The 20,863-nt window shown below is 64.5% G+C and carries 18 protein-coding genes and 2 pseudogenes; 9 read left to right on the forward strand and 11 right to left on the reverse strand.

Annotation, left to right across the window (positions count from 1 at the left end; genetic code table 11):
* Window positions 1-11: 11 nt before the first annotated feature.
* The 3 genes from ACFVTG_RS21915 to ACFVTG_RS21925 are packed head-to-tail and all read right to left on the reverse strand — an operon-like array spanning window position 12 to window position 2,931.
* Window positions 12-884 (reverse strand): ABC transporter permease, encoded by an 873-nt coding sequence (locus ACFVTG_RS21915; RefSeq protein ID WP_390282894.1) that lies wholly within the window; start codon window positions 882-884, stop codon window positions 12-14.
* The gene (locus ACFVTG_RS21920) at window positions 884-1,663 is read right to left on the reverse strand and encodes an ABC transporter ATP-binding protein (protein WP_390282895.1); all 780 of its coding nucleotides are present in this window, start codon (window positions 1,661-1,663) and stop codon (window positions 884-886) included. Before ACFVTG_RS21920 ends, ACFVTG_RS21915 begins: the two co-directional genes overlap by 1 nt.
* Window positions 1,660-2,931 (reverse strand): amidohydrolase family protein, encoded by a 1,272-nt coding sequence (locus tag ACFVTG_RS21925; RefSeq protein WP_390282896.1) that lies wholly within the window; start codon window positions 2,929-2,931, stop codon window positions 1,660-1,662. The genes ACFVTG_RS21920 and ACFVTG_RS21925 overlap by 4 nt, the downstream gene beginning before the upstream one ends.
* 196 nt (window positions 2,932-3,127) lie before the next feature.
* On the opposite strand from ACFVTG_RS21925, the gene ACFVTG_RS21930 reads away from it, so the two are divergent.
* The 3 genes from ACFVTG_RS21930 to ACFVTG_RS21940 are packed head-to-tail and all read left to right on the forward strand — an operon-like array spanning window position 3,128 to window position 6,170.
* Complete coding sequence (locus ACFVTG_RS21930; protein ID WP_390282897.1) at window positions 3,128-3,817, forward strand: helix-turn-helix domain-containing protein; 690 nt, start codon at window positions 3,128-3,130, stop codon at window positions 3,815-3,817.
* Complete coding sequence (locus ACFVTG_RS21935; RefSeq protein ID WP_390282898.1) at window positions 3,814-4,791, forward strand: PDR/VanB family oxidoreductase; 978 nt, start codon at window positions 3,814-3,816, stop codon at window positions 4,789-4,791. The genes ACFVTG_RS21930 and ACFVTG_RS21935 overlap by 4 nt, the downstream gene beginning before the upstream one ends.
* A 47-nt stretch (window positions 4,792-4,838) precedes the next feature.
* Entirely contained in the window at window positions 4,839-6,170 is a 1,332-nt protein-coding gene (locus ACFVTG_RS21940; RefSeq protein ID WP_390282899.1) for an amidohydrolase family protein, read from the forward strand.
* 158 nt (window positions 6,171-6,328) lie between these two features.
* Here ACFVTG_RS21940 and ACFVTG_RS21945 read toward each other — a convergent pair whose 3' ends face one another.
* Window positions 6,329-7,162: an oxidoreductase gene (locus ACFVTG_RS21945; RefSeq protein WP_390282900.1), complete on the reverse strand. Its 834-nt coding sequence runs from the start codon at window positions 7,160-7,162 to the stop codon at window positions 6,329-6,331.
* An 89-nt stretch (window positions 7,163-7,251) separates the two neighbouring features.
* Here ACFVTG_RS21945 and ACFVTG_RS21950 point away from each other — a divergent pair, with 89 nt between their 5' ends.
* Window positions 7,252-7,842, forward strand: a complete 591-nt coding sequence (locus ACFVTG_RS21950; RefSeq protein ID WP_390282901.1) for a TetR/AcrR family transcriptional regulator — start codon at window positions 7,252-7,254, stop codon at window positions 7,840-7,842.
* A gap of 121 nt (window positions 7,843-7,963) precedes the next feature.
* Here the strand turns inward: ACFVTG_RS21950 and ACFVTG_RS21955 are convergent, their stop codons facing one another.
* From ACFVTG_RS21955 to ACFVTG_RS21980, 6 genes and pseudogenes are all read right to left on the reverse strand, one after another.
* Complete coding sequence (locus ACFVTG_RS21955) at window positions 7,964-8,758, reverse strand: enoyl-CoA hydratase/isomerase family protein (RefSeq protein ID WP_390282902.1); 795 nt, start codon at window positions 8,756-8,758, stop codon at window positions 7,964-7,966.
* Window positions 8,755-10,007, reverse strand: a pseudogene (locus ACFVTG_RS21960) (CaiB/BaiF CoA transferase family protein). Before ACFVTG_RS21960 ends, ACFVTG_RS21955 begins: the two are co-directional and overlap by 4 nt.
* Entirely contained in the window at window positions 10,004-11,293 is a 1,290-nt protein-coding gene (locus tag ACFVTG_RS21965) for a DUF3500 domain-containing protein (protein ID WP_390282903.1), read from the reverse strand. The pseudogene ACFVTG_RS21960 and the gene ACFVTG_RS21965 overlap by 4 nt, the downstream one beginning before the upstream one ends.
* Window positions 11,290-12,150: a fumarylacetoacetate hydrolase family protein gene (locus ACFVTG_RS21970; protein WP_390282904.1), complete on the reverse strand. Its 861-nt coding sequence runs from the start codon at window positions 12,148-12,150 to the stop codon at window positions 11,290-11,292. Before ACFVTG_RS21970 ends, ACFVTG_RS21965 begins: the two co-directional genes overlap by 4 nt.
* Before the next feature lie 28 nt (window positions 12,151-12,178).
* Window positions 12,179-13,594, reverse strand: coding sequence for an MFS transporter (locus ACFVTG_RS21975; RefSeq protein ID WP_390282905.1), 1,416 nt, complete (start codon window positions 13,592-13,594; stop codon window positions 12,179-12,181).
* A gap of 182 nt (window positions 13,595-13,776) precedes the next feature.
* On the reverse strand, window positions 13,777-14,715 hold the full coding sequence (locus ACFVTG_RS21980; protein WP_390282906.1) for a LysR family transcriptional regulator: 939 nt from the start codon (window positions 14,713-14,715) through the stop codon (window positions 13,777-13,779).
* Window positions 14,716-14,905: 190 nt separating this feature from the next.
* Here ACFVTG_RS21980 and ACFVTG_RS21985 point away from each other — a divergent pair, with 190 nt between their 5' ends.
* The 5 genes from ACFVTG_RS21985 (at window position 14,906) to ACFVTG_RS22005 (ending at window position 19,804) form a co-directional block, all read left to right on the forward strand.
* Window positions 14,906-16,561: an FAD-dependent monooxygenase gene (locus tag ACFVTG_RS21985; RefSeq protein ID WP_390282907.1), complete on the forward strand. Its 1,656-nt coding sequence runs from the start codon at window positions 14,906-14,908 to the stop codon at window positions 16,559-16,561.
* 123 nt (window positions 16,562-16,684) lie between these two features.
* On the forward strand, window positions 16,685-17,602 hold the full coding sequence (locus tag ACFVTG_RS21990) for an alpha/beta fold hydrolase (RefSeq protein WP_390282908.1): 918 nt from the start codon (window positions 16,685-16,687) through the stop codon (window positions 17,600-17,602).
* A gap of 11 nt (window positions 17,603-17,613) precedes the next feature.
* Window positions 17,614-19,011: an amidohydrolase family protein gene (locus ACFVTG_RS21995; protein WP_390282909.1), complete on the forward strand. Its 1,398-nt coding sequence runs from the start codon at window positions 17,614-17,616 to the stop codon at window positions 19,009-19,011.
* Between the two features lie 125 nt (window positions 19,012-19,136).
* A complete protein-coding gene (locus tag ACFVTG_RS22000) occupies window positions 19,137-19,499 on the forward strand; it encodes a type II toxin-antitoxin system RelE/ParE family toxin (protein ID WP_390282910.1) in 363 nt (120 codons plus the stop codon).
* Window positions 19,499-19,804, forward strand: a complete 306-nt coding sequence (locus ACFVTG_RS22005; RefSeq protein ID WP_241709019.1) for a helix-turn-helix domain-containing protein — start codon at window positions 19,499-19,501, stop codon at window positions 19,802-19,804. The genes ACFVTG_RS22000 and ACFVTG_RS22005 overlap by 1 nt, the downstream gene beginning before the upstream one ends.
* 855 nt (window positions 19,805-20,659) lie before the next feature.
* Here ACFVTG_RS22005 and ACFVTG_RS22010 read toward each other — a convergent pair.
* A pseudogene (locus ACFVTG_RS22010) lies at window positions 20,660-20,863 on the reverse strand (hypothetical protein); the annotation flags it as partial.

The raw sequence follows: 20,863 nt of genomic DNA on the forward strand, positions 1-20,863 counted from the left end.
TGGGGGAACAGCTAGCGGGCGTCGACGTCGTACCAGGACCCGATGACGAGCTTGGTGATCCAGCCGAAGAGCCAGAAGATGAGGACGCCGAACAGTGAGGCGGTGATGATCGCGGCGAAGAGTTCGGCGGATTCCACACGCGATTGGTAGTTGCTGATCAGGGAGCCGATTCCCGGCGTGCCGCGGCGGAAGAAGAAGTCTCCGACGATGGCGCCGACGACGGCCAGACCTGCGGAAATGCGCATACCTGCGAAGACAGCAGGCAGCGCTGCGGGCAGCTGGAGCTTGGTCAGAACTGTCCAGCGGCTGGCGTTCTGCAGCCGGAAGAGTTCCAGCTGGGAGCGGTCGGCCGATTGGAGCCCGAACAGTGTGTTCGAGACGACGGGGAAGAGCGCGATCATGACACAGACCACGGTCCGGGAGAAGAATTCGAAGCCGAACCAGAACCCGATCAGGGGCACCAAGGCGAGGATGGGGATGCATTGCAGGATCACGGCGTACGGAAACAGCGATTGTTCGATCCATTTGGCCTGTGACATTGCGATGCCCCACGCCATACCGATGACGATCGCCGCAGCGAGACCGGCGAGGGCGACGGCGGCGGTCTGGCCCAGGCTTGCCAGGATCTCGCTCAGGACATCCGGCACCAGGAACGCTCTTGTGACCACTTGGTCCGGCGGCGGCATGAGGAACCGTCGTGTCTGGTCCAGCACCAAATAGCTGACGGCATACCAGAGCCCCAGGATCAGCAGGAAGACGAGTGCCGGCGGAACCCATGTGGCTCTCCAAGGTCTGGGTGGCTGAAGGGCGCGTGTTGATTGCTTGGTGGAGGCCCCGGAAGCACTGGCTGCGGGAGCCTTCTCCGGGTTGATCGTGGCTGACATCAGTGGTGCCCCTCTCGGAGTGCGTGGGAGACGTCGCCGACCAGGGCGGCGAACTCGGGGGTGAAACGGATGTCAGGGTCTCGGGGCACAGGGAACGGCACGTCAAAGGTGCGCAGGATCGCTCCGGGCCTGCCCGACATGACCACCACCTTCGTGGAAAGGTAGACGGCCTCGGAAACGGAGTGAGTGATGAACAGGCCCGCAAAGCGGCGTTCGGCGAAGAGCCGAAGGAGCTCGTCGTTGAGACGCTCACGCGTGATCTCATCGAGTGCCCCGAAGGGTTCGTCGAAGAGGAACAGTTCCGGGTCCAGGGTAAGTGAACGGGCCAGGGAAGCACGCATCTTCATACCGCCGGAGAGCTGCCGTGGAAGGTGTTGTTCGAAGCCTTTGAGCCCGACCAGTTCGATGGCTTCCTGGGCCTTCTGCATGCGGACGGTCCGGGGCTCCTTCCTCAGCTCGGCCAGCAGTTCGACGTTGGATTGGACGTCGCGCCAGGGAAGCAGGGTGGCGTCCTGGAAGACGTATCCGATCCGGGACGTGCCGACGTTGACGGTCCCGTCGGAGGGGCTTTCCAGTCCGGAGGCGATACGGAGCAGCGTGCTCTTGCCGCAGCCGGAAGGTCCGACGACGGTGACGAACTCACCCTGGTGGACCGTGAGGTCGACGCCCGAGAGGGCGACGGTCCCGTTGGGGAAGGTCATTTCGACATCCTGGAAATCGAGGAGCACCTTTCTTTCGTTCCGGGTTTCCGGGGGCGCTGCTGCCTGTGTAGCTGTCATGCGGGGTACCTCGATTCGATTGGGGTCATTGAATTGACCCGGGTTCCGGGAATTGCGATGCGGCGCGATACTTCGCTGTGCGCCACAAGCAATCCGGCGTGGATTACGTACCGATCAGGTGACGCAGTTGCGACCACATCGCAGATGCTGGTGCCGCGGATGGCCAGGAGTTCGGCGCTAGCGTCCTCGACCGGGCCCGCTGCGGGCAGGCCCATGACGGAACGGGCGCCGGTCGAAACCGCGTCGTAGGCCTCGGCCGGTGTCAGATGCGCGGCGGCGACAAGCAGCCCGGCCGTTTCGAAGGCGTCACTTCGCCCTACTGGATTGAATGGGTCTCGCACGTTGTCAGCCCCGGCTCCCAATCGGGCGCCACGGTCCAGCAGTGAACGGACCGCGGTGAGGCCGCGCGGCGTCGATGCCGGGTGGTCCCAGCCTTGAAGGTAGAGGTTGGTGAGGGGGAGGGTGACTATTCCGAGGTCGCTCTCGAGGATCTCGTCGATTACGGAGTGGAGATCCTCCGTTTCGAGGGTTCCCAGCCGCACGCAGTGGCCTGCTGTCCTCATCCTGTCCGGAGGCCACGCTCGGACCAACCGGGCGAACTCGACGATGGTGAGGGCACCGTCCAGGCTCTCGTCTGTGTGAAGGTCGACGCCGACGCGGCGGCGTTCGGCGAGCGTGATCAGCCGGCGCAGATCTGTAAACGGGTCTGCGGCGAGGTGGGGTGATCCGCCCACGAGGTCGACGCCGAGATCGATGGCTGCTTCGATGTCCTGGTCCGGGACATCGGGACCCGCGAGGGCCACAAGTTCGAGGTCCATGAGCCCTGCAAGTTCCCGGCGGACAGCAGCTAGGGCTTCGACGCCGCGGAGCGGTTTGTCTCCGAGCAGGACGTCGACGTGGCACCGCACCGACGTGGTGCCGTTGGCCAGCAGCGCGAGTGCGGCTTCAAGGGCCCGGTCGCGGATGTCGTCGACGGTCATGGTGGAGGCGTGTCGCCGCCACGCATCGATCGCGTCTCGCAGATTTCCCAGGGGAGGCCGGATGGCGTCCGCGGACAGTGCCTTGTCGAAGTGCGCGTGCGGTTCGGCAGGTGCCGGGAGGAGCATGAAGCCGCTGAGGTCTATCTCCGTTCCGGAGCCGGACCGCCGGCCTTGCCCAGCGGCCACGACCTGGCCAACGCGGTCTCCGTTGATCTCTACGTCCCGGACGGTTCCATCGAGCAGCGTAGCTGACCGCAGGAGTGAGATCTGGCGAGGCAGTTGGTGCACAAGGCCCTCCGATTCCATTGCTTTCGATGTGGGGCAAAATGTTGATACAGTCAACATGTTGATAGCTTCAACATACGGTGGTCGTGTTTCGCCCGCGTAACAAGTCGATTTCCCGACGGTGAATCCGCCGGCGTCCTGCACGAGCGAGGATGAACTGACGGTTCCATCGTGTTGAAGGGGACCGAGAGGAGTGACGGTGAAAAACCCGGTAGACGTGGCGGGATCCGGCGGCGAAGGCACCGGCCGGGCGCCCGCCATTGACAGGCAGATCGCGCTGATGGGCCAGCGCATCCGTCTGCTGCGCAAGGACAAAGGACTCACGCTGGTTCAGCTCGCGAGAGCAACAGACCTCTCGCATTCCTTCCTCAGCCAACTGGAAAGAGGCCTTGCCCGCCCGAGCATGTCGTCGCTGGACCGGATCGCCCACGCACTAGGCATCGGCCAGATCGAGCTGATGCTCGCGGCGGAGTCCCGCGGCCCGTCCTCGGCCGAGCCCGGCAACGTCCATGTGGTCCGGGCCGACGAAGGCCTCCGCGGGCCGACGCGCAAGGGCGAGGCCCGCACCCTGGCCCGAGGGAACCGGGGAGTCATGACCTTGGAATGGCACGATTCCAATGTCGATCCCGGCAGGTTCTATGTGCATGACGAGGACGAGTTCCTGTTCGTCATTTCCGGCAGCGTGCTGGTGGAACTGGACGACCGCGGGTCCGAGTTCCTGCATGCGGGGGACTCGATCCACTACCCCGGCGGCACCCGGCACCGCTGGAGCTCACCGGACGGCAGCGTGTACCGCGCCATCGTCGTCAAGGAAGACCAGTTGTTGACCAGCAGAACCGGCGACGTCCACCTGGAGCGCGCGGACGCCGACCGGGGTGGGAAGTCATGAGCGCCGAACACGTCGAGATGTTCGAGGTCAGCGTTGCGGCATGCCGGGAGCTTGCGGCCGGCGTCATGGCCTTCGAACTCGCAAGCGCAGACGGCTCAGCCCTTCCCTCCTGGACGCCGGGTTCACATCTCGATGTCCTGTTGCCTGGCGGGATTGAACGTCAGTACTCGCTCTGCGGGGACCGCGGCGACGAATCGCCTTGGCGGATCGGCGTCCTGCGCGAGCCCGGCGGTCGGGGCGGCTCCATCCAGTTGCACGACTCCGCCACAGTGGGCACCACATTGCGCGTTCGCGGTCCTCGCAATCATTTTCGCTTTGAGCCGGAGGCCTCGGCCCGGGTCCTCTTTGTGGCTGGCGGAATCGGCATCACCCCGATCCTTCCCATGGTCAGTGAGGCATCCGCACGGGGCCTCGACTGGACCCTGGACTACGCCGGGCGCTCACGGCAGACCATGGCGTTCGTGGGCGAACTGCTCGCCACCCATCCCGAACGAGTGCGGATCCACGCCGCCGATGAAGGTCAGCGCCTGGCGCTGGGCGTGCTTGCGGAAGACAGCCGTCCAGGACCAGATGCCCGGGTTGCCGTGTACAGCTGCGGCCCCGCCAGGCTGCTCGACGCCGTCGAGGACGCTTTCGCCGGGCGCCTCGGAGTGAGCGTGCATCTGGAGCGTTTCACCCCGAAGGAGAACGGCGCTCCGGTCTATAACGGACCGTTCGAGGTGGAACTCCAGCAGACAGGTGTGACCGTCACAGTGACCGAGGGCCGCACGATCCTGGAGGCCGTGGAAGAAGTCGGGGCTTTTGTTCTTTCCTCCTGCCGCGAAGGTACCTGCGGCACTTGTGAGACCCCCATCGTCTCCGGAACGGCTGACCACCGGGACTCCGTTCTGACAGCGGCGGAACAAGCCGAGAACCGCGTGATGATGGTCTGCGTCTCGCGCGCGGCGTGCAGCCGGCTCGTGCTCGATCTCTGACCCGGCCGCCACGTTCACCCACACGCCCACTATCCAGGGAGTCGCCCGTGCTCACCATCACCAACGCCGAACGGATCTTCATCGACGGCAACAACGAACGCACCGGCCCGCTGCATATCAGCGCCGGGATCGTGGCCGAGGCAGCGCCCGTCCCAGCGGGCCCCATCCCTACACCGGGCGTCACCGCACCCTCCGACGGAGAGGTGCTCGACGCCACCGGCTGTGTGGTCACACCCGGGCTTGTGAACGCACACCACCACCTGCTTCAATCGGCCTTCCGAACCCTTCCCGGCACGCGCGGTGTGGCCATGAGCGAATGGCTGCCCACCATGGCAAAGGCCTACGGAACCGCCACCATCGACCCGGAGCTCGCGGGCCTTGCGGCAGCTGCCGGCGCCGCGGAGGGCCTGTTATGCGGGGTGACTACCGTGGCCGACCACCACCTGAGCTGGCCGCACGCGGCCGACACTGTGGCCATAGCCAGCGCAAGCGCCGAAGCCGTCCGGCGCGTGGGCGCCCGCCTTGCATTTGTGCGAGGAACCGCAGGCGACGATCCCCAGACCGCCGCTGCATCGGCGGAGGACATCGTTGCAGCCCTCATGCCCGGCGCCACGGGCGGCACGAGCGGGGACGGCATGCTGCAGCTCGCCGTCGGGCCTGCCGGGGTCCACAGCGACGGCCCTGAAACGTACAAGCTGCTCGGTGAGGTGGCGCGCCGACACGGGCTGCGGCGCAGGACTCAGTCAAATGAGCAGGTGGATGTCGGGATTGCCTTGGAGCGCTACGGCCGCCGCCCCCTGGAGCTACTGGAGGACTGGGGCTGGCTTGAGGACGATGTAACTCTGGCTCACCTGTGCGACGTCACACCCGGGGAGATCTCCCGGATTGCCGCATCCGGCGCGACGGCCACCCATGCCCCAGGTTGTGACCTCCCCATGGGCTGGGGAATCGCCCCGGTCGCCGCACTGCTCGACGCCGGCGTGAACGTGGGTCTGGGCACGAGCGGCGGCGGCTCAAACGACGCCGGCCACCTGCTCGCCGATGCACGGCTGGCCATGCAGATCGCTCCTCTTGTGGGCCGGGCCGTTTCCGCTCGCGAGGTGCTCAGCATGTCTACGGAGGGCTCGGCACGAGGCCTTGGCCGTCCGGAGCTCGGCCATTTGCGGGCCGGGGCGGCAGGGGACTTGTGTGTGTGGGATGTATCCGGGATTGCCGATGCCGGCGTGGCGGATCCCGTTGCGGGGATGTTGTGGGCATCGCCGGGCCGCCGGCCACGGCATGTTGTGGTCGCGGGCAGGGTGGTAGTCCGGGACTTCCTGCTGGTGGGCGCGGACGAGCATGACCTCGTCATCGCTCTACACAAACGAGTGGGCAGATAATTCGCCTCTCCGCCTGCCCGCAGCCCGCCGAACGTCAAGCGGCCATAGTTGTTCTGGCCGCGGAGGCTGGACCCGGGACGAAGTTAGTAGCGATACAAGGCCGGACGGATCCGCGGGTTCCTGACCGGCCAGCCCCGGCATGGCCTTCGCCGCTTCGCTTAGTTTCGCGGCATGCCGACGGCGCGGCTGATGAGAGCGTCGAACTTGCGGTCGCTGAGCAGTCCGCGGGCGGTGATGAGCGGTTTGGCGCCGAAGCCGACGGCGTAGCGGGTTTTGGGTTTTGACGCGGTCACGGCCTTTCCGATCGCGTTGGCGATGACTGACGGCGGAGAGTTGCGGTTTCCGTTCGCCTCCGATCGCAGTGACATCGCGACGGCCTTGGCCTGTGGGGCGTAGGCGCCGGTCCCGGAGGTCCTTTCAACGTGGTCCGCGGCAATGCCGCCCCACTCGGTCGCGATCCCGCCGGGCTCGATGACGACGACGTCGATGCCGAGCGGCTTGACCTCCAGGCGGAGGCAGTCACTGAGGGCCTCGAGGGCGAACTTCGTGCCGTGGTACCAGCCGCCCAGCGGTGTGTAGATCTTCCCGCCCATCGAGGTGATGTTCACGATCGTGCCCGAACGCTGGGCGCGCATGTGCGGCAGCGCCAGCTGGGCGAGCCGCATCGCGCCGAAGACATTGACCTCGAACTGCCGGCGACCCTCGTCGATCCCGACGTCCTCGAGTGCACCGTAGGAGCCGTAGCCGGCGTTGTTGACCAGGACGTCGATCCGGCCGGTCTCGGCGATGATCTGGTCGATGCCGGACTGCATGGACGCATCGTCGGTGACATCCATCGCCACGGGACGGACGCCGTCCGCGGCAAGGCTCTTCAGCCGATCGGTGCGCCGTGCGGCGCCGTAGACGGTGAAGCCGAGGTTCTGCAGCTTCCTGGCGGTCGCTTCTCCGATCCCGGAAGACGCGCCCGTGACGAGTGCGGTTTTGGTGGTCATGTTCGTGCTCCTGACGTAATATGAATTCTGGTTCACTTAAATAATGAACCGAGATTCACTTTCATGCAAGTTCCGGCAGGAGAATTTTCGTGACCATCCAGCAGCGCCCGATGCGCGCCGACGCGATACGCAACCGCGCGAAGATCCTCGACGCCGCCCGGGCGGAAATCGCAGCGCAAGGCCCGGACGTGGGAATGGAGGTCATCGCTGCCACTGCCGGCGTGGCAGTCGGAACCCTCTACCGGCACTTTCCGACGAAGACCGATCTGGTGGGCGCCGTGCTCGCGGAATACGTCGAGCAGATCACGAATGAGGCTGAAGCCGCCCTGGACCGCGCCCGGAGCGGCGCCTCACCGCTGGGCGTCATCGTCGAGTTCCTGCACGAAGTGATCCGGATCTCCGCGATCAATGAGGCCGCGAAATCCGCAGCTCCTGCCTTGGGTGCTGCTGCCGACCTCGACGAGTCCCGTGCCGCGTCGGCGCTGGCTGAACTCATCGAGAAGGGAATCGCCGCCGGACAGATCCGGCAGGACCTCACCGTTGCCGACATCTACATCCTCATCTCAGCTGCTCCTTTGGACCAGGAGGAGCCGGTCCGTGAACGGTGGGCTGCGCTGGTCCTGCCGTGCCTTACTGCCGACGCCGCTCGGATTGATCTCGACGAGGTCGGGCAACGGTAATTGCGCCGGAGCGCGCACGCGCCGACCGGGATCAGGTCCCGGGGCGGTCCGTGTGACCGCCAAGGCCGCTCCGCCGCGGTCAGGGCAGGCTGGCTGCCGCCTATTTTCTGCTGGTGACCGGCTACCGTTTGTGCCGCCCCAGGAATGCACCAACACGTTGGGGGAACTCCACGCGGTCCGTGGCCCGAAGCGCGACGGCTGTGTGCCGTGACTGCTCGGTCAGTTGCTTCAGGGCTGCATTCACGGCTGACTTTGCTGTCCGGAGCGAGGCTGCAGAGACCGTATTCCATCCGGTCAGGGTCTCCTTGAGGGTTCTGTCGAGGTCTTCATCCGGAACAACGGTGCTGATGAGTCCCATTGCGGCGGCATCCGGCGCCGGGAGCATTCGGTCGCTGAAGAGGAGGTCTTTTGCCCGTGAAGGGCCGATCCGTTCAGCCAGCCGGGCGGCGAATGCCGGCGGGACGAGGATCCCTAGCCGGGATACCGGCATGCCGATCTTCGCGGACTCTCCAGAGATCTGTACATCGCATGCGAGGGCGAGCTGACACCCTGCCCCGGCGGCGATGGTCTCAATGACTGCCATGGTAGGCATGGGCAACTGCTCGATTGCCTGCATGGTTCTTTCCATTTGCGCAAACGTGCCGTCCACGTCCTGTGCCGTCGCGTTTCCCCATTCCCGGAGGTCGGATCCGGCACAGAAGTTCCCGCCGCGCCCACGGATCACCACGCCGTTGAGTGACTCATCGGCCGTCATCACGGCACACGCTCTTTCCAGAGCTTGCCAGTCGGCCAGGCCGAGGGCGTTGAACCGCTGCCCGGTCCCGATGGTTATGGTGGCGATTCGGTCCTGTAGTTGCAGGTCCACCGGGTTTTCAGTGGTCGTTGCAGTGTTGTCGATTTCGGTTACGGGTGTCACTGGATGGCTCCGGATAGCTTCATTTCCTTGATGGCGGTGTCGTTGTATCCGGCGGCGTTGAGTACCTCGAGGGTGTGTTGGCCCAGTAGCGGCGGCGCGGTTCGCACCGCGGCCGGTGTCCAGTTCAGTTTGATGGGGCAGCCGATGACTTTCAGGGGCCCGGCTTCGGGGTGGTCGAGGTCGGTGATCATGCCGCGGGCGATGACCTGGGGGTCGTTGAGTGCCTGGTCGACGGTCTGGATGGGGCCGGCAGGGACGCCGGCGGCATCAAAGCGTTGGACCCACTCCCGGGTGGTGGCCTGCCGGAGTGTTTCCTGGACCAGTGGGATGAGCTCTGCCCTGTTGGTGACCCGCAGCGGGTGGTGGCGAACCGGGCGTCTCCGCTGAGGTCCGGACGGTCGACAGCGTCTGTGAACCGTTTCCAGAGGGCGTCGTTTCCGACGGCGAGCATGAGGAACCCGTCCGATGTGGCGAAGGCCTGGTAGGGGGCGATGGTGGGGTGTGCGGATCCGTATCGTTGGGGGACCTCGCCGCTGGCGAGGTATCCGCTGGCGAGGTAGGTCAGCCATGAGACCGAGCCGTCGAGCAGGCTGATGTCCACCCATTGTCCGGTTCCGGTGCGGTTGCGTTCCTGGAGTGCTGCGAGGACGCCGATGACAGCCCAGCTGCCGGCGATGAGGTCGGAGGCGCTGTTCCCGACGCGGACGGGCGGGCCGGCGGGTTCGCCGGTGACGCTCATGATGCCGCTGCGGGCTTGGGCTATGGCATCGTAACCGGCCCGTTGGGCATCCGGCCCGGTTTGGCCGTAGCCGCTGATGGAGGCGTAGATCAGCCCTGGGTTGTCCCTGGAGAGTTCGTCGTAGCCCAGGCCCAGGCGGGCGGCAGTTCCCGGGCGGAAGTTCTCGACGACGATGTCAGCCGTTGCGGCGAGGCGTTTCACTGCCGCCAAGCCTTGCGGGTTTTTCAGGTCGACGGCCAGGCTTTTCTTGTTCCGGTTTACGGAGAGGAAGTAGGCGGCCTGGGTTCCTTGGAAGGGTGGTCCCCAGTGCCGGGTGTCGTCGCCGAGGCCTGGTTGTTCAATCTTGATGACGTCCGCGCCGAGGTCGGCCAGTGTCATTGTGGCGAACGGGCCCGAAAGGATCCTGCTCAGGTCCAGAACCACGAGCCCTTTAAGTGGCCCTTGGGCCGGTTCATCGTCCGCGTCGGTGGCGGGTTCCACCGTCGGTGTGTGGGGTTGGGTGATGGTCATGTTTGTGTCGCCATTTCTTTGTTGCCCCCTGAAGCGGTTGTCGTGGTGTCGCTGGCTGTGGACGCTTGCCGGAGCAGTTCATGTCCGTAGTCGTTGCCGTTGGGGGTGCGCATCAGGGTATGGATGTGGAACTTTTTCGGTTCGGTGTTGTTGAGGAAGACGCCGCAGTGGTGGTCGAGTTCGAGGATGACGACGGGGCTTTGAATGCGGTAGTAGAAGGGCTCGTCGTCGCCGTATCCGCCGATCCAGGAGAACCAGGTGTCCTGGTAGTGGTCACTGATCTCGCGGCGGCGCGCGGCGGCGGGACCGGCCGGGAGGTACCCGGTGAAATCTTCGATGATGTCCTGGACGAGGGCCTGGGAGGTGTCGTCCATGTCGGTGAGCCGGATGCCCTCGTAGGGGATGACGCGGTTGTCCTGGAACGCACCGGCGAGGTGGCGTTCGTCGCCGGGGTGCACCCGCCCTGCGGGCATTGCCGGGTCCACAAGGTGTGCATAGGTCTGTGCTTTGTCCCGCAGGTCCGGGGCGAGGTTCTGCATGAGCTGGCGGGCGGGTTCTATCCGTCCTTCGAAGACTGTGGTGCCGTTGAAGGGGTCTTCGTCGATGGTGTTGGGTTCGGCTCCGAAGAAGACCGGGGTGATGACCATCTGGGTTCCGGCGATGAAGCAGTTCAGCGCGAGGTGGTGGCCGAACAGCTGCCATCCCCAGGGCTGGGTGTGTGAGGGGTGGCCGTAGAGCGCGAAGTTGTAGCTGTAATCGTTCATCAGGGCCGGCAGCCCGACCATGTCGCCGAGGAACCCGTTGATGCGCATCAGCGTACGCGCCAGGTCATAGCCGGATTCGCTCAGGCTGGCCTGAACGATGTCCAGGACCAGGGCCCGGGTCTGCTCGTCCTGGTACTCAAGGCGCAGCCCGGTGTCGTGCTGCATGAATTCCGGGTTGGCCCAGGTCTGCCAGTGAGGTCCATCAACCGGGTAACAGAGCTGTTCCCTGGCTTGCCCGGACAGTTGGTCCAGGAGATTCGTGGCGGCGGCGGTCATCGCCTCAACGGGTGCTTCTTCGCCCGGCCGTGCAAGGGTGAGCTGGTAGAGGTCCTGGATGAGGTTGCCGTCGCTGGTGACGCCGCGGAAGGGCTGGAAGTACAAGGGCTCCCAGCCGCGGATGAGGTCACCGGTGAAGGCGTCCTTCCGGGCCGCTTCGCGGTAGCCGTAGGCGTCCAGGCCTTTCAGCTCCTCGATCCGGGGATCACCTGGCGGGTAGAGGTATTGCCGATATTCGGCGGTCACCGAGTGGCCCCGTACCGGTAGTCGTTGCCGACGATGGGGGTCGTGAGGACACCGAGTTTGTCGACTTCGACTTCGACGACGTCGCCGGGTTGCAGGAGCCATTGGGGGGTACGTGCGTAGCCGACTCCTTCGGGGGTGCCGGTGCAGATGATGTCGCCCGGGCGGAGGGTGAAGGTGCGGGAGATCAGGGACAGGGTCTCCCCGAGGTCATAGATCATGTCCTTGGTGTTGCCGTCCTGCACCGTTGTGCCGTTGACCCTGGTCTGCACGCGCAGGCCCTCGCGAAGGTCCCCGACCTCATCGGCGGTGACGAGCGGGCCGAGCGGGCCACTGTTGTCCCCGTTCTTTCCCAGGATCCACTGGGAGGTCAGCTTCTGCGCAACCCGGGAGGTCAGGTCATTGAAGGTGGAATAGCCCACGACTGCCTTCCGTGCTGTTTCGGCGTCCGCGTCGACCAGGGGGCGGCCGATGTAGGCTGCGATTTCGCCCTCCCAGTCCAGTCCTGCCTCGTTGGCCGGTACCGGGGCGGGCACGCCGTCCACGCTCAGTGACTGGGTCCAGCGGGCGAACAGCGTCGGGTGCGGGGGGAGTTCCTGGTCCTTGTAGCTTCCTTCGGCCGCGTGGGCATGGTAGTTCAGGCCAATGCAGATCACCCGTGCCTCCGGGAGCACCGGTGGGACGATCCGGACATCTTCGGTGCTGAGCAGTTGCCCGTCGGCCGGTTCGTTCGCCAGCCAGCGTGCGGGGTCGGCCCAGAAGCCCTGCAGGGTTGTCAGGACCGTTGCCTTGCCGTGGCCTTCGGTGACTGCTATCCGGGTGTCATCGGTGCCGGGGGTGCGTACGCCGATCAATTTCATGGTGAAGTGCCTTTCGTTCCGCCCTGTGTCAGGCGGAGATGTCTTCCAGTGAGCGGTTGCGGGTTTCGATGCCGGCGGTGCCGATGACCAGGGCACCCACCAGCGCGAAGCCGCCGAGCAGGGCGAAGATGGTGCCGACTCCGCCGCTGTCCAGCAGGGGACCGATCAGGAAGGGGGACAGGACGCTTGCGAGCCGGGCGAGGCTGCTGGCCGAGGAGCTGGCGAAGCCGCGCATGCGGGTGGGGTAGAGCTCGGCGGTGTACATGTAGAGGACGGCGGCCGGGACGCTGATGCCCAGGGCGATCAGGCAGCCGGTGGTGAAGAGGACCTGCCAGGAGGTGTCCCCGAACGTCGTGGTCATGACCCACCCGTAGGCGCCGGCGGCCGTGGCGACGCCGAATCCGATGAGAAGGGACGGTTTGCGTCCGATCTTTTCGACCAGCCAGGCGCTGATGTTGATGACCAGGATGACGACAATTCCGATCAGGACTGTCAGGAGCAGTGAGTTTGCCGGGGGCAGGTGGCCGACCTTGACGTAGAGGCTGGGCAGCCAGACGGAGTAGCCGTAGATCACGAAGTATGCGGTGAACCACAGGAGGGCCAGCATGATGGTGCGGCGGCCGTACTGTCCGCTGAACAGCTCGGAGGCCTTGAAGGCCTTGTGTGCAGCGGCCGGAAGGGGTTCCGGTTCGTCCAGGACCTTGCCTCGGGAGGTCGCTTCGGTTTCCATCTTGCTCACGTAGGCGTCGGCTTCCTCGTGGCGTCCGCGCTCGGCGAGCCAGCGGGCCGATTCGGGCAACGCGAACCAGGCCCAGACGGCGACCAGCAGCGGAATCACGCCGATGCCCAGGAGCACCCGCCAGGCAAGCTGCGGTGCCAGCGTGGAGGTCAGGGCAAGAGCGACCAAGGGGGCGAAAAACAGGCCCCAGGAGAACGCGGACTGGTATAGCACACCGACCCGGCCGCGGCTCTTGCGGCCGAGGTATTCGTTGATCAGTGTTCCGGCGATCGGGACTTCAGCGCCGAGGCCAAGTCCCTGGACCATGCGGAAGATCAGCAGGCTGGTGGAGGACCACGCGAAGGCGCAGGCTATGGAGAGCAGTGCGAAGATGACCATCGCGCCAATGAAGGCCTTTTTCCGGCCGAACCTATCGGCGAGCAGGCCGATGCAGATGGCGCCGATGAACTGGCCCACGTAGCCGGCGCTGATGATCAGGCCGGCTTCGGCGAAGCTGATCTTGAACGCGGACACCACGATGGACAGGACGACGGCAAGGCTGATGGCGTCGAAGCCGTCAAAGAAGGTGCCCGTGCCAAGGATCGAGGCTATTTTGACGTGGAAGCGGCCGGTCGGGACGCGGTCAATCCGCGCCGCGACCATGGAAGGTGAACCCGACGCAGCAAGAGCTGCGTCCGTGGGTTCCGAGGTCTGAGGATTCCTCATCTTGATCTCCTTCGATACAAGACATAATGGGTTGGTTTCACAACCGGCACTGGCAGGCCGGCCAAGCATGCCCAGTCGCGGCGGGTCCGAAAACCCCTTTGCCGCATACGCCCTTAGGTGCTGGTGAGTTCCATCACACCAGCCTTCAAGTCATAAATCAAAGAGATATTAGTTATAGAAAGCTATTCAGCAAATGAATATCCTGTTCGGGTCCGGGCGGGTTGCTGGTGGTAGCTCCGGAACTGATCGCGTAGCCAAGTGATGGCCGGATCATCAAGGTTCCGCGGGTTCCAGACCATGTCGATGCCGAAGGGCCGGAACGGCACTGGGCTGTCGAGAATGACCAGGTTGCTGCTGGTGGCGTAGCGTCTGGCGATGCTGCCTTGGATGACAGCGAGCAGTTCACTTTCCTCGACAGTGTGCATCATGGTCAGGAAGTTGTCGCAGATAAACCGCGACTGGACATGGATGCCCTCTGCAGCCAGCAGCTGCATCGCGTGCACGCGTAAGCCGTCCTGCTCGTAGACGGCAAAAGGCGCGGCCGACAGGGTCGAACGCTTCAAAGGTGTGCGGGCCAGCGGGTTGTCAGTGGAGGCGATGATGACCCATTCCTCCTGGTAGAGCCGCTCCCGGGGATGCTCTACGGGCAGATGTTCAGGCACGAGAATCAAGTCAACTTCCTGCCCGCCCAGGATGGAGTCGGGATCCCGGGGGAGGTCCATGGCCTTGAAGGAGATCCCGGGCGCGACGGCTTCGAGCGACTTCATGACCGGACGCAACGCGGTGATGGCCGTGGAGGCCGAGGCGCCCACGACAAAGCGGCGGTTTGATTCAGCCGGTTCAAAGCCGGGCTGTTCCAGGATCTGGTTCGTCAGGGAATTCAACAGCTCATCCACCCGCCCCTGCAGGCCGGCGGCTCGGGCGGTCAGCTCGTACTTGTTGCCGATCCGCACCAGCAGCTGGTCATCCAGGAGGCTCCTGAGTCTACGCAGACTATTGCTCATGGCCGGCTGGGACATGCCCAGGGATTCTGCGGCGCGACTGACATTCCGGTGCCTCAGCAATGACTGCAGGGGGACCAGTAGGTTCAAATCGACGTTGCCCAAATTTCGTTTCTGCATGGCCCAAACTTTCGTAGTTATTAGTTTCATGAATACTCGGCCATGAAAATAATCTCTTGGACTTATGGCTTGACGCAATGGTGAGATGGGGGTCACAGCGAAGAAATCTTCACACGCCGTCGACTTCTTCCGTTAAATCAACTGCCCTTCGGGATCCGCTCCGGGGGTATCAGTACAGAGAGGTACTTTCATGGAACACGCCACGCAGGCCACCGGCCGGGTCATCGTCATCGGAGCCGGCCCCGTTGGCCTCAGCGTCGCCGTCGAAATCGGCCTTCGCGGCATTCCGGTCACCATCGTCGACCCCGTCGTTGACCTGTCCGAACGTCTCCACCCCCGCGCCCGTATTGTGAACCTGCGCAGCACCGAACACTTTCGCCGATGGGGCGTGGCCGATACTGTCCGCGAACATTCCGCTTTCGGCCCGACCTGGCCCACCCAGGTGCAGTTCCGCACCAGCCTCGCCGGGTACAAGATCGCTGCCTTCGGGGACGCTTTCTTCACCGCTCCCACCGACACTGCTCTCTACCCGGAACCGGCCATCCAGATCCGCCAATCCGACGTCGAATTCGGCATCCGTGAACGGCTCGCCGGCCTGCCCAACGTCGAGACCCTCTACGGCTACGAAGCCCTGGAAGTCAGCCAGGACGAGGACAGCGTCCACGTCCACGCCCGTTCCCGCGACGGCGAAGAACGCCACCTCACCGGTGCCTACATCGTCGGCGGCGACGGCGGCCGCAGCATCGTCCGCCGGGCTTTCGGTTTCAAGATGATCGGGAAGACCGCCATCTCCCAGAACGTGCAGATCCTCTTCGAATCCAAGGACCTTTACACGGCCCTGAACCTGGAACCGGCCATGCAGTACTGGTGCCTGAACGACGAATTCCCCGGATTCGTGCAGACCACCTCACCGGACGGTGAGTTCATCCTCAGCCTGCACAAACTCAAAGACGTCAACGCCTTCACCACCGAACAGGCAGAACGCGCCGTCCGCATCGCCATCGGCTCCGACGTGCCGTTCCGCATCATCGGCCTTGACCCGTGGGTCATCCACGCCCGCATCGCCGAGGCCTACCGCCGTGGCCGCGCCTTCGTCGTCGGCGACGCAGCCCGCCAGCACTCCACCTACGGCGCGCACGGCATGAACCTTGGCCTGTCCGACGCCGCCGACATCGGCTGGAAACTCGCCGCCGTCCTCCAAGGCTGGGCACCGGAGGCCCTGTTGGACACCTTCACCGCCGAACGGCGCCCCATCGGCGTAGGCGTCCTGGAAGAAGCAACCCGCAGCTTCTCCAAATCAGCAGTTGACCTCGTCGTCCCCGGCATCTCTGAACCCGGCGAAGCCGGTGATGCGGTCCGCGCAGCCCTCAGCGCCGTCATCCTGAAAGAAAAAGCACCCCAGTTCCGGCACATCGGCACCCAGCTCGGTTACAGCTACGCTGACTCTCCGCTGATCATCTCTGATGGAACCACCGGGCCGGAACGGACCCCGAACAGCTACACTCCCTCGGCAGTCCCCGGCTACCTGGCCCCGCACGCCTGGCTCGCCGACGGCACGTCCCTGTACGACAACTTCGGCCAGTGGTTTACCGTCCTGGACTTCGGCCAGGGCCAGGCCGAAAACCTCGACGCCCTCGTTGAGGCAGCAGAGAAGGACCAGGTGCCTGTCACGGTCCTGCGCCGGCCTTCCCAGGAACTTGAAGCACTCTACGGGGCACGCTTTGCGATCATCCGCCCCGACCAGCACGTCGCCTGGCGTGGGGATGTGCTTCCCCTGGCATCTTTGTGGGCTACCGTGACGGGCCACGTGCTCCAGCCCTCCGCCGCAGCCGCTCCGGCGAACTAAAGACCCGGGCGGGGTGCCGCGCCGTTTTCAAAAGCCCGCGGCCCTGCACCTCGTCCGTTGACCTGTAACAAGCCCCGAGCGATGGAGGGGCGGACCGAGACCTGAACGGGAACAGAACCAACCATGACGAAACACCAAACAAACGTCCTCACCAACCTCCGCTACGCCGATGGGGCCGCCGGGGACTTGAAGCTGGATCTCTACACACCGGAGTCCTCCCAGCCGGCACCGGTCCTGATCTATCTCCACGGCGGTGCCTGGATCACCGGCCGCCGCGATGAAACACCCAACCGGCTCCACCACCTCGCCGCCCACGGCATCGCCGTAACGTCCATTGACTACGACTTCGTCCAAGACGCCCCGTTCCCGGCCCAGCTGAACAACATCACAGCCGCCGTCACCTGGGTCAAAGCAAACGCCGACGAACACAACCTGGACCCTGAACGCATCGCCCTCGGCGGGGCCTCCGCTGGCGGCTACCTCGCCACCATCAGCGCGCTGCTCCTTACCGACAAGACTGCGGCCGCCGAGAGCGGAACCGATGCCGATATTGGCGCCATCGTTGCACTCTTCACCAACTTCGATCTAACCTCCGCCCGCCCCAAGCCGGTCCCCAACAGCGGCTTCACCGTCCCGGCGTTCATCGCAAACTCGCCCGTCCCGGCATATTTTGGTGGCACCCCGCCAACCCCTGCACGCCGGCAGGCCCTGCTGGCCGGAGTACCCGAAGAAGAGCTGAACGACGAGATCCTCGCCGGCCTTAGCCCTATGGACCGGCTTCACGCTAACACCCCGCCGCTGCTGATCATGCACGGTACCGCCGACGGCGTGGCTCCGGTCGCGCAGTCAATCAACTTCCATGACCGGGCCCAGCGCCTCGGACTGCAGGCCGAACTCAAGCTCCTGGACGGCGCCAACCACGAAGGACCCGAGTTCGACACTCCCGAAACAGCGGAGTGCATCGCAGCCTTCCTGCACCGGGCCCTGCCCGCAGGAACCGCGGCCAGCCACAACCTTCAGCCCACCACGACCCACGAGTGACGGTACCAACCATGCAGCAAACTTCTCGCACCATCATCGAAAACGTCGCCGTCCTCAGCCTGGACGAAACCATCGGTGAACTCGGCTCCGCAACCATCACCATCGACGGCGGACGAATCACCAGCATCGAACCCACCGCGGAAGACGCCGCCACGGCGCCCGGCCACCGCGCGGGCGACGAAGTCATCAACGGCTCGGGTCTGCTCGCTCTTCCTGGGTTCATCGACACCCACCGGCACACCTGGCAAAGCGCCATCAAGCACAGCTACGCAGAGCTCGACCCGCGCGTGTACTTCGCCGAAGTCCTCAAAGGGCTCGGTGCCGCCTTCCAAGCCAACGACGTCTACGTCGGCAACAAGCTCGGCAGCTACGCCTCCCTCAGCGCCGGAACGACCACCCTCTTCGACTGGTCCCACGTCCAAAACTCCCCGGAACACTCAGACGGCGCCATCGCCGGCCTGCGTGAGTCGGGGATCCGTGCGGTCTTCGGCCACGGCTGGCCCACCTCACCGGATGACTCCTGGACCGCCAACAGCACCAAACCCCACCCGGCTGATATCCGCAGGGTCAAGGATCAGTACTTCGCGGACGGATCCATCGAAGACCGGATCACCCTGGCCATGGTCCTGCGCGGACCGGAAGAAGCATCACCTGACGTGTGGCAACACGAGCTCAGGCTCGCCCGCGAACTCGGGCTTCGGGTTTCCGTCCACACCGGCGCCTATGCCCGCAACGCCAACGCCGCCGCGGTGCAGCAATACGCCGACGCTAGGCTCCTTGGCCCGGACATGACCTTTGTGCATTGCAACCACCTCACGGACGCCGAGCTGCAGCTCATCGCAGACAACGGTGGAACAGTCTCCCTCGGTATCCACTGCGAAATGAACTCCCAAGGTGTCGGGGAAATCCCCTTCCACCGGATGCTTCAGACCGGGATCCGTCCCTCCCTCAGCGGGGACACCGAAACCAAATGCACCGGAGACATGTTCACCCAAATGCGCATGCTCTGGGCCTACCACCGCTCAACCCTGACCCGCCTCGGACCTGACTACGCGGCCCAGACCCCGCCGGTCACCATGCGAGACATTCTCGGCTACGCCACCATCGAAGGAGCCAAAGCCATCGGGCAGGAAGCGGAGATCGGCTCTCTCACCCCGGGAAAGCGGGCAGACATCCAACTTATCGACACGACCGCCCTTAACCTCGGCCCTATCCAGGACCCGGCCGCCTCGGTCGTGCTGGCAGCCCACGAAGGAAACGTCCGCCACGTTCTCGTCGGCGGAAAGTTCGTCAAGCGCAACGGCTCCCTCGTGGGTGTCGACACGGAAGATCTCATGGAAGAAGCCCGCCGTTCCCAGGAGAATCTGCTCGAACGCGCCGGAGCCTACAAAGCCATGGCCGGCGTCTGACACCAGCGAAACCGCTATGAAGCGTGGCCTCAGCCAGTTCGATCAACGCTCGCGGACGTGGGCGCGAGCTCGCGGCCTGTCCTCGCGGATATAACCCTTGAGTTGTAGAACTTGTGGGTTGTATCATGGAGTCGGTGTGGAGTGTTGACGTTGAGTTGGTGGAGTCGTGGTTGCTTGCGCTCGATCAGGACTCGTACGAGCAGGTGATTGCTGCGTTGGAGCTTCTTGCAGAGCGTGGGCCGCAGCTTGGCCGTCCGCTGGTTGACACGGTGGTCCGTTCGCGGCATAAGAACATGAAGGAGCTGAGGCCGGGGTCGAGTGGCCGGTCGGAGCTACGGATCTTGTTCGCCTTTGACCCTGAGCGGCATGCGATCTTGCTAGTCGCGGGAGACAAGGCAGGCAACTGGAGCAAGTGGTACAGGACGAACATTCCGATTGCGGATGATCTGTTCGATGATCATCTGAGGATTCTGAAAGGAGGATCGTGATGGCAAAGACTATCGAAGAGATGCTGGCCAAGCGGCCTGTTGATCGGGTTGCCGTGGAGGCCCACAAGAAGCACCTGCTCGATGAAGTCCGGGCCTACCGGCTTCGGGAGCTCCGTGAGGCCTCTGATCTGACTCAGGTTGAGTTGGCTGCACGGCTGCACGTCAGCCAGAACAGGGTGTCCCGCATCGAGCACGGTGACATTGATCGCGCCCAGGTCGATACCTTGCGGAAATATGTTGAAGCGGTCGGTGGCCGGCTTCGTGTCGAGGTTGAACTCGGCGACGAGCGGATCCAGATCGCCTGACTGGCAAACCTGTTCCGGTATGCATGCACGTCTCGGTCGTGCCGGGGAACGGGTTCAAAAGCGGGAAAGAGGGGGTGTGTACAACATACACACTTTGCCGTCGGACTGGGTCGTACATCGACCGGACTAGCCCGTACTCGGCATGTTTTCGTGAGTTCCCAGTGTTTTCAAGGGTTGGAAGCCGGTTCGAGTCCCACCTCGGGCACAGCATTCCCCCTCGTCAGAGGGGGTTTTTGCTTTAACGTGTGTACAAAGCTTGACAAGTGCCTCTGACGCTGGGGGCGCGGGCTGTGGCCTGGCCGCCGCGGTGGCCTATTCAGGTGTGTGGGTGGCGGGTTCAGCTGCCCTGGGCTGGTGGGCCCTCCGCCTGCTCTGGGGTGGGGTTATGCGGTTCCTCGTTCCGGTTCTGTCTGGTTGGTCGTGGATGGCCAACACCTATTCATGGGCCGGGATTCCGGGTACAACATGACGAAACCGACGTTGGCGCTCAGATTTCCTGGGCGGCGACTCCTGGAGGCAAGGGAGTGCTAGGCCTGTCGGTTTGTCCTGCCAAAGGGGGTGTGGACAGTGTCCACACCGTGTCCACGTGTTGCCGTAGACCATCGTTGACCCTCCCCGTCCGCCTTTTTTCCGCGTGAAAGGGATCCCCTGGCTTGACCTTCCTCCCTGCTGCTGGCACGTCCGACCGCGCATCCGAAGCCTCGGGCCAGTTTCCCGCCATGGAAATGCATGGACTGCGCGAGGGGGACCAGCTGGTGGCGGTGTTAGGGCCCCGGTCTTCAGCCGTCGTCGTTCTTGTTGTGGTCGGGCATGCCTGTCGGTGACCGCAGCCTGCGAGTCATGGCTGCACGGGATTCACGAACTGGGGTTGCCTGCTGCGGGTGCGAGGGCTTGCAAACGCTTCGCCGTTGACAGGAACACAGACGCTACCTGCTTCCCGGCGGGACTGAGGCTCCGGTTCCCGAGGTGGGCGAGGAGGATCCTCCTCGTCGGGGAGCCGGTGAGCGGAACGGCGATGATGTCGGGGCGGAGGGCACTCAGGGCGAGCTGCGGGGCGAG

Origin of the sequence: Arthrobacter sp. NPDC058127, from assembly GCF_042884555.1 — a bacterium.
GTDB lineage: Bacteria > Actinomycetota > Actinomycetes > Actinomycetales > Micrococcaceae > Arthrobacter.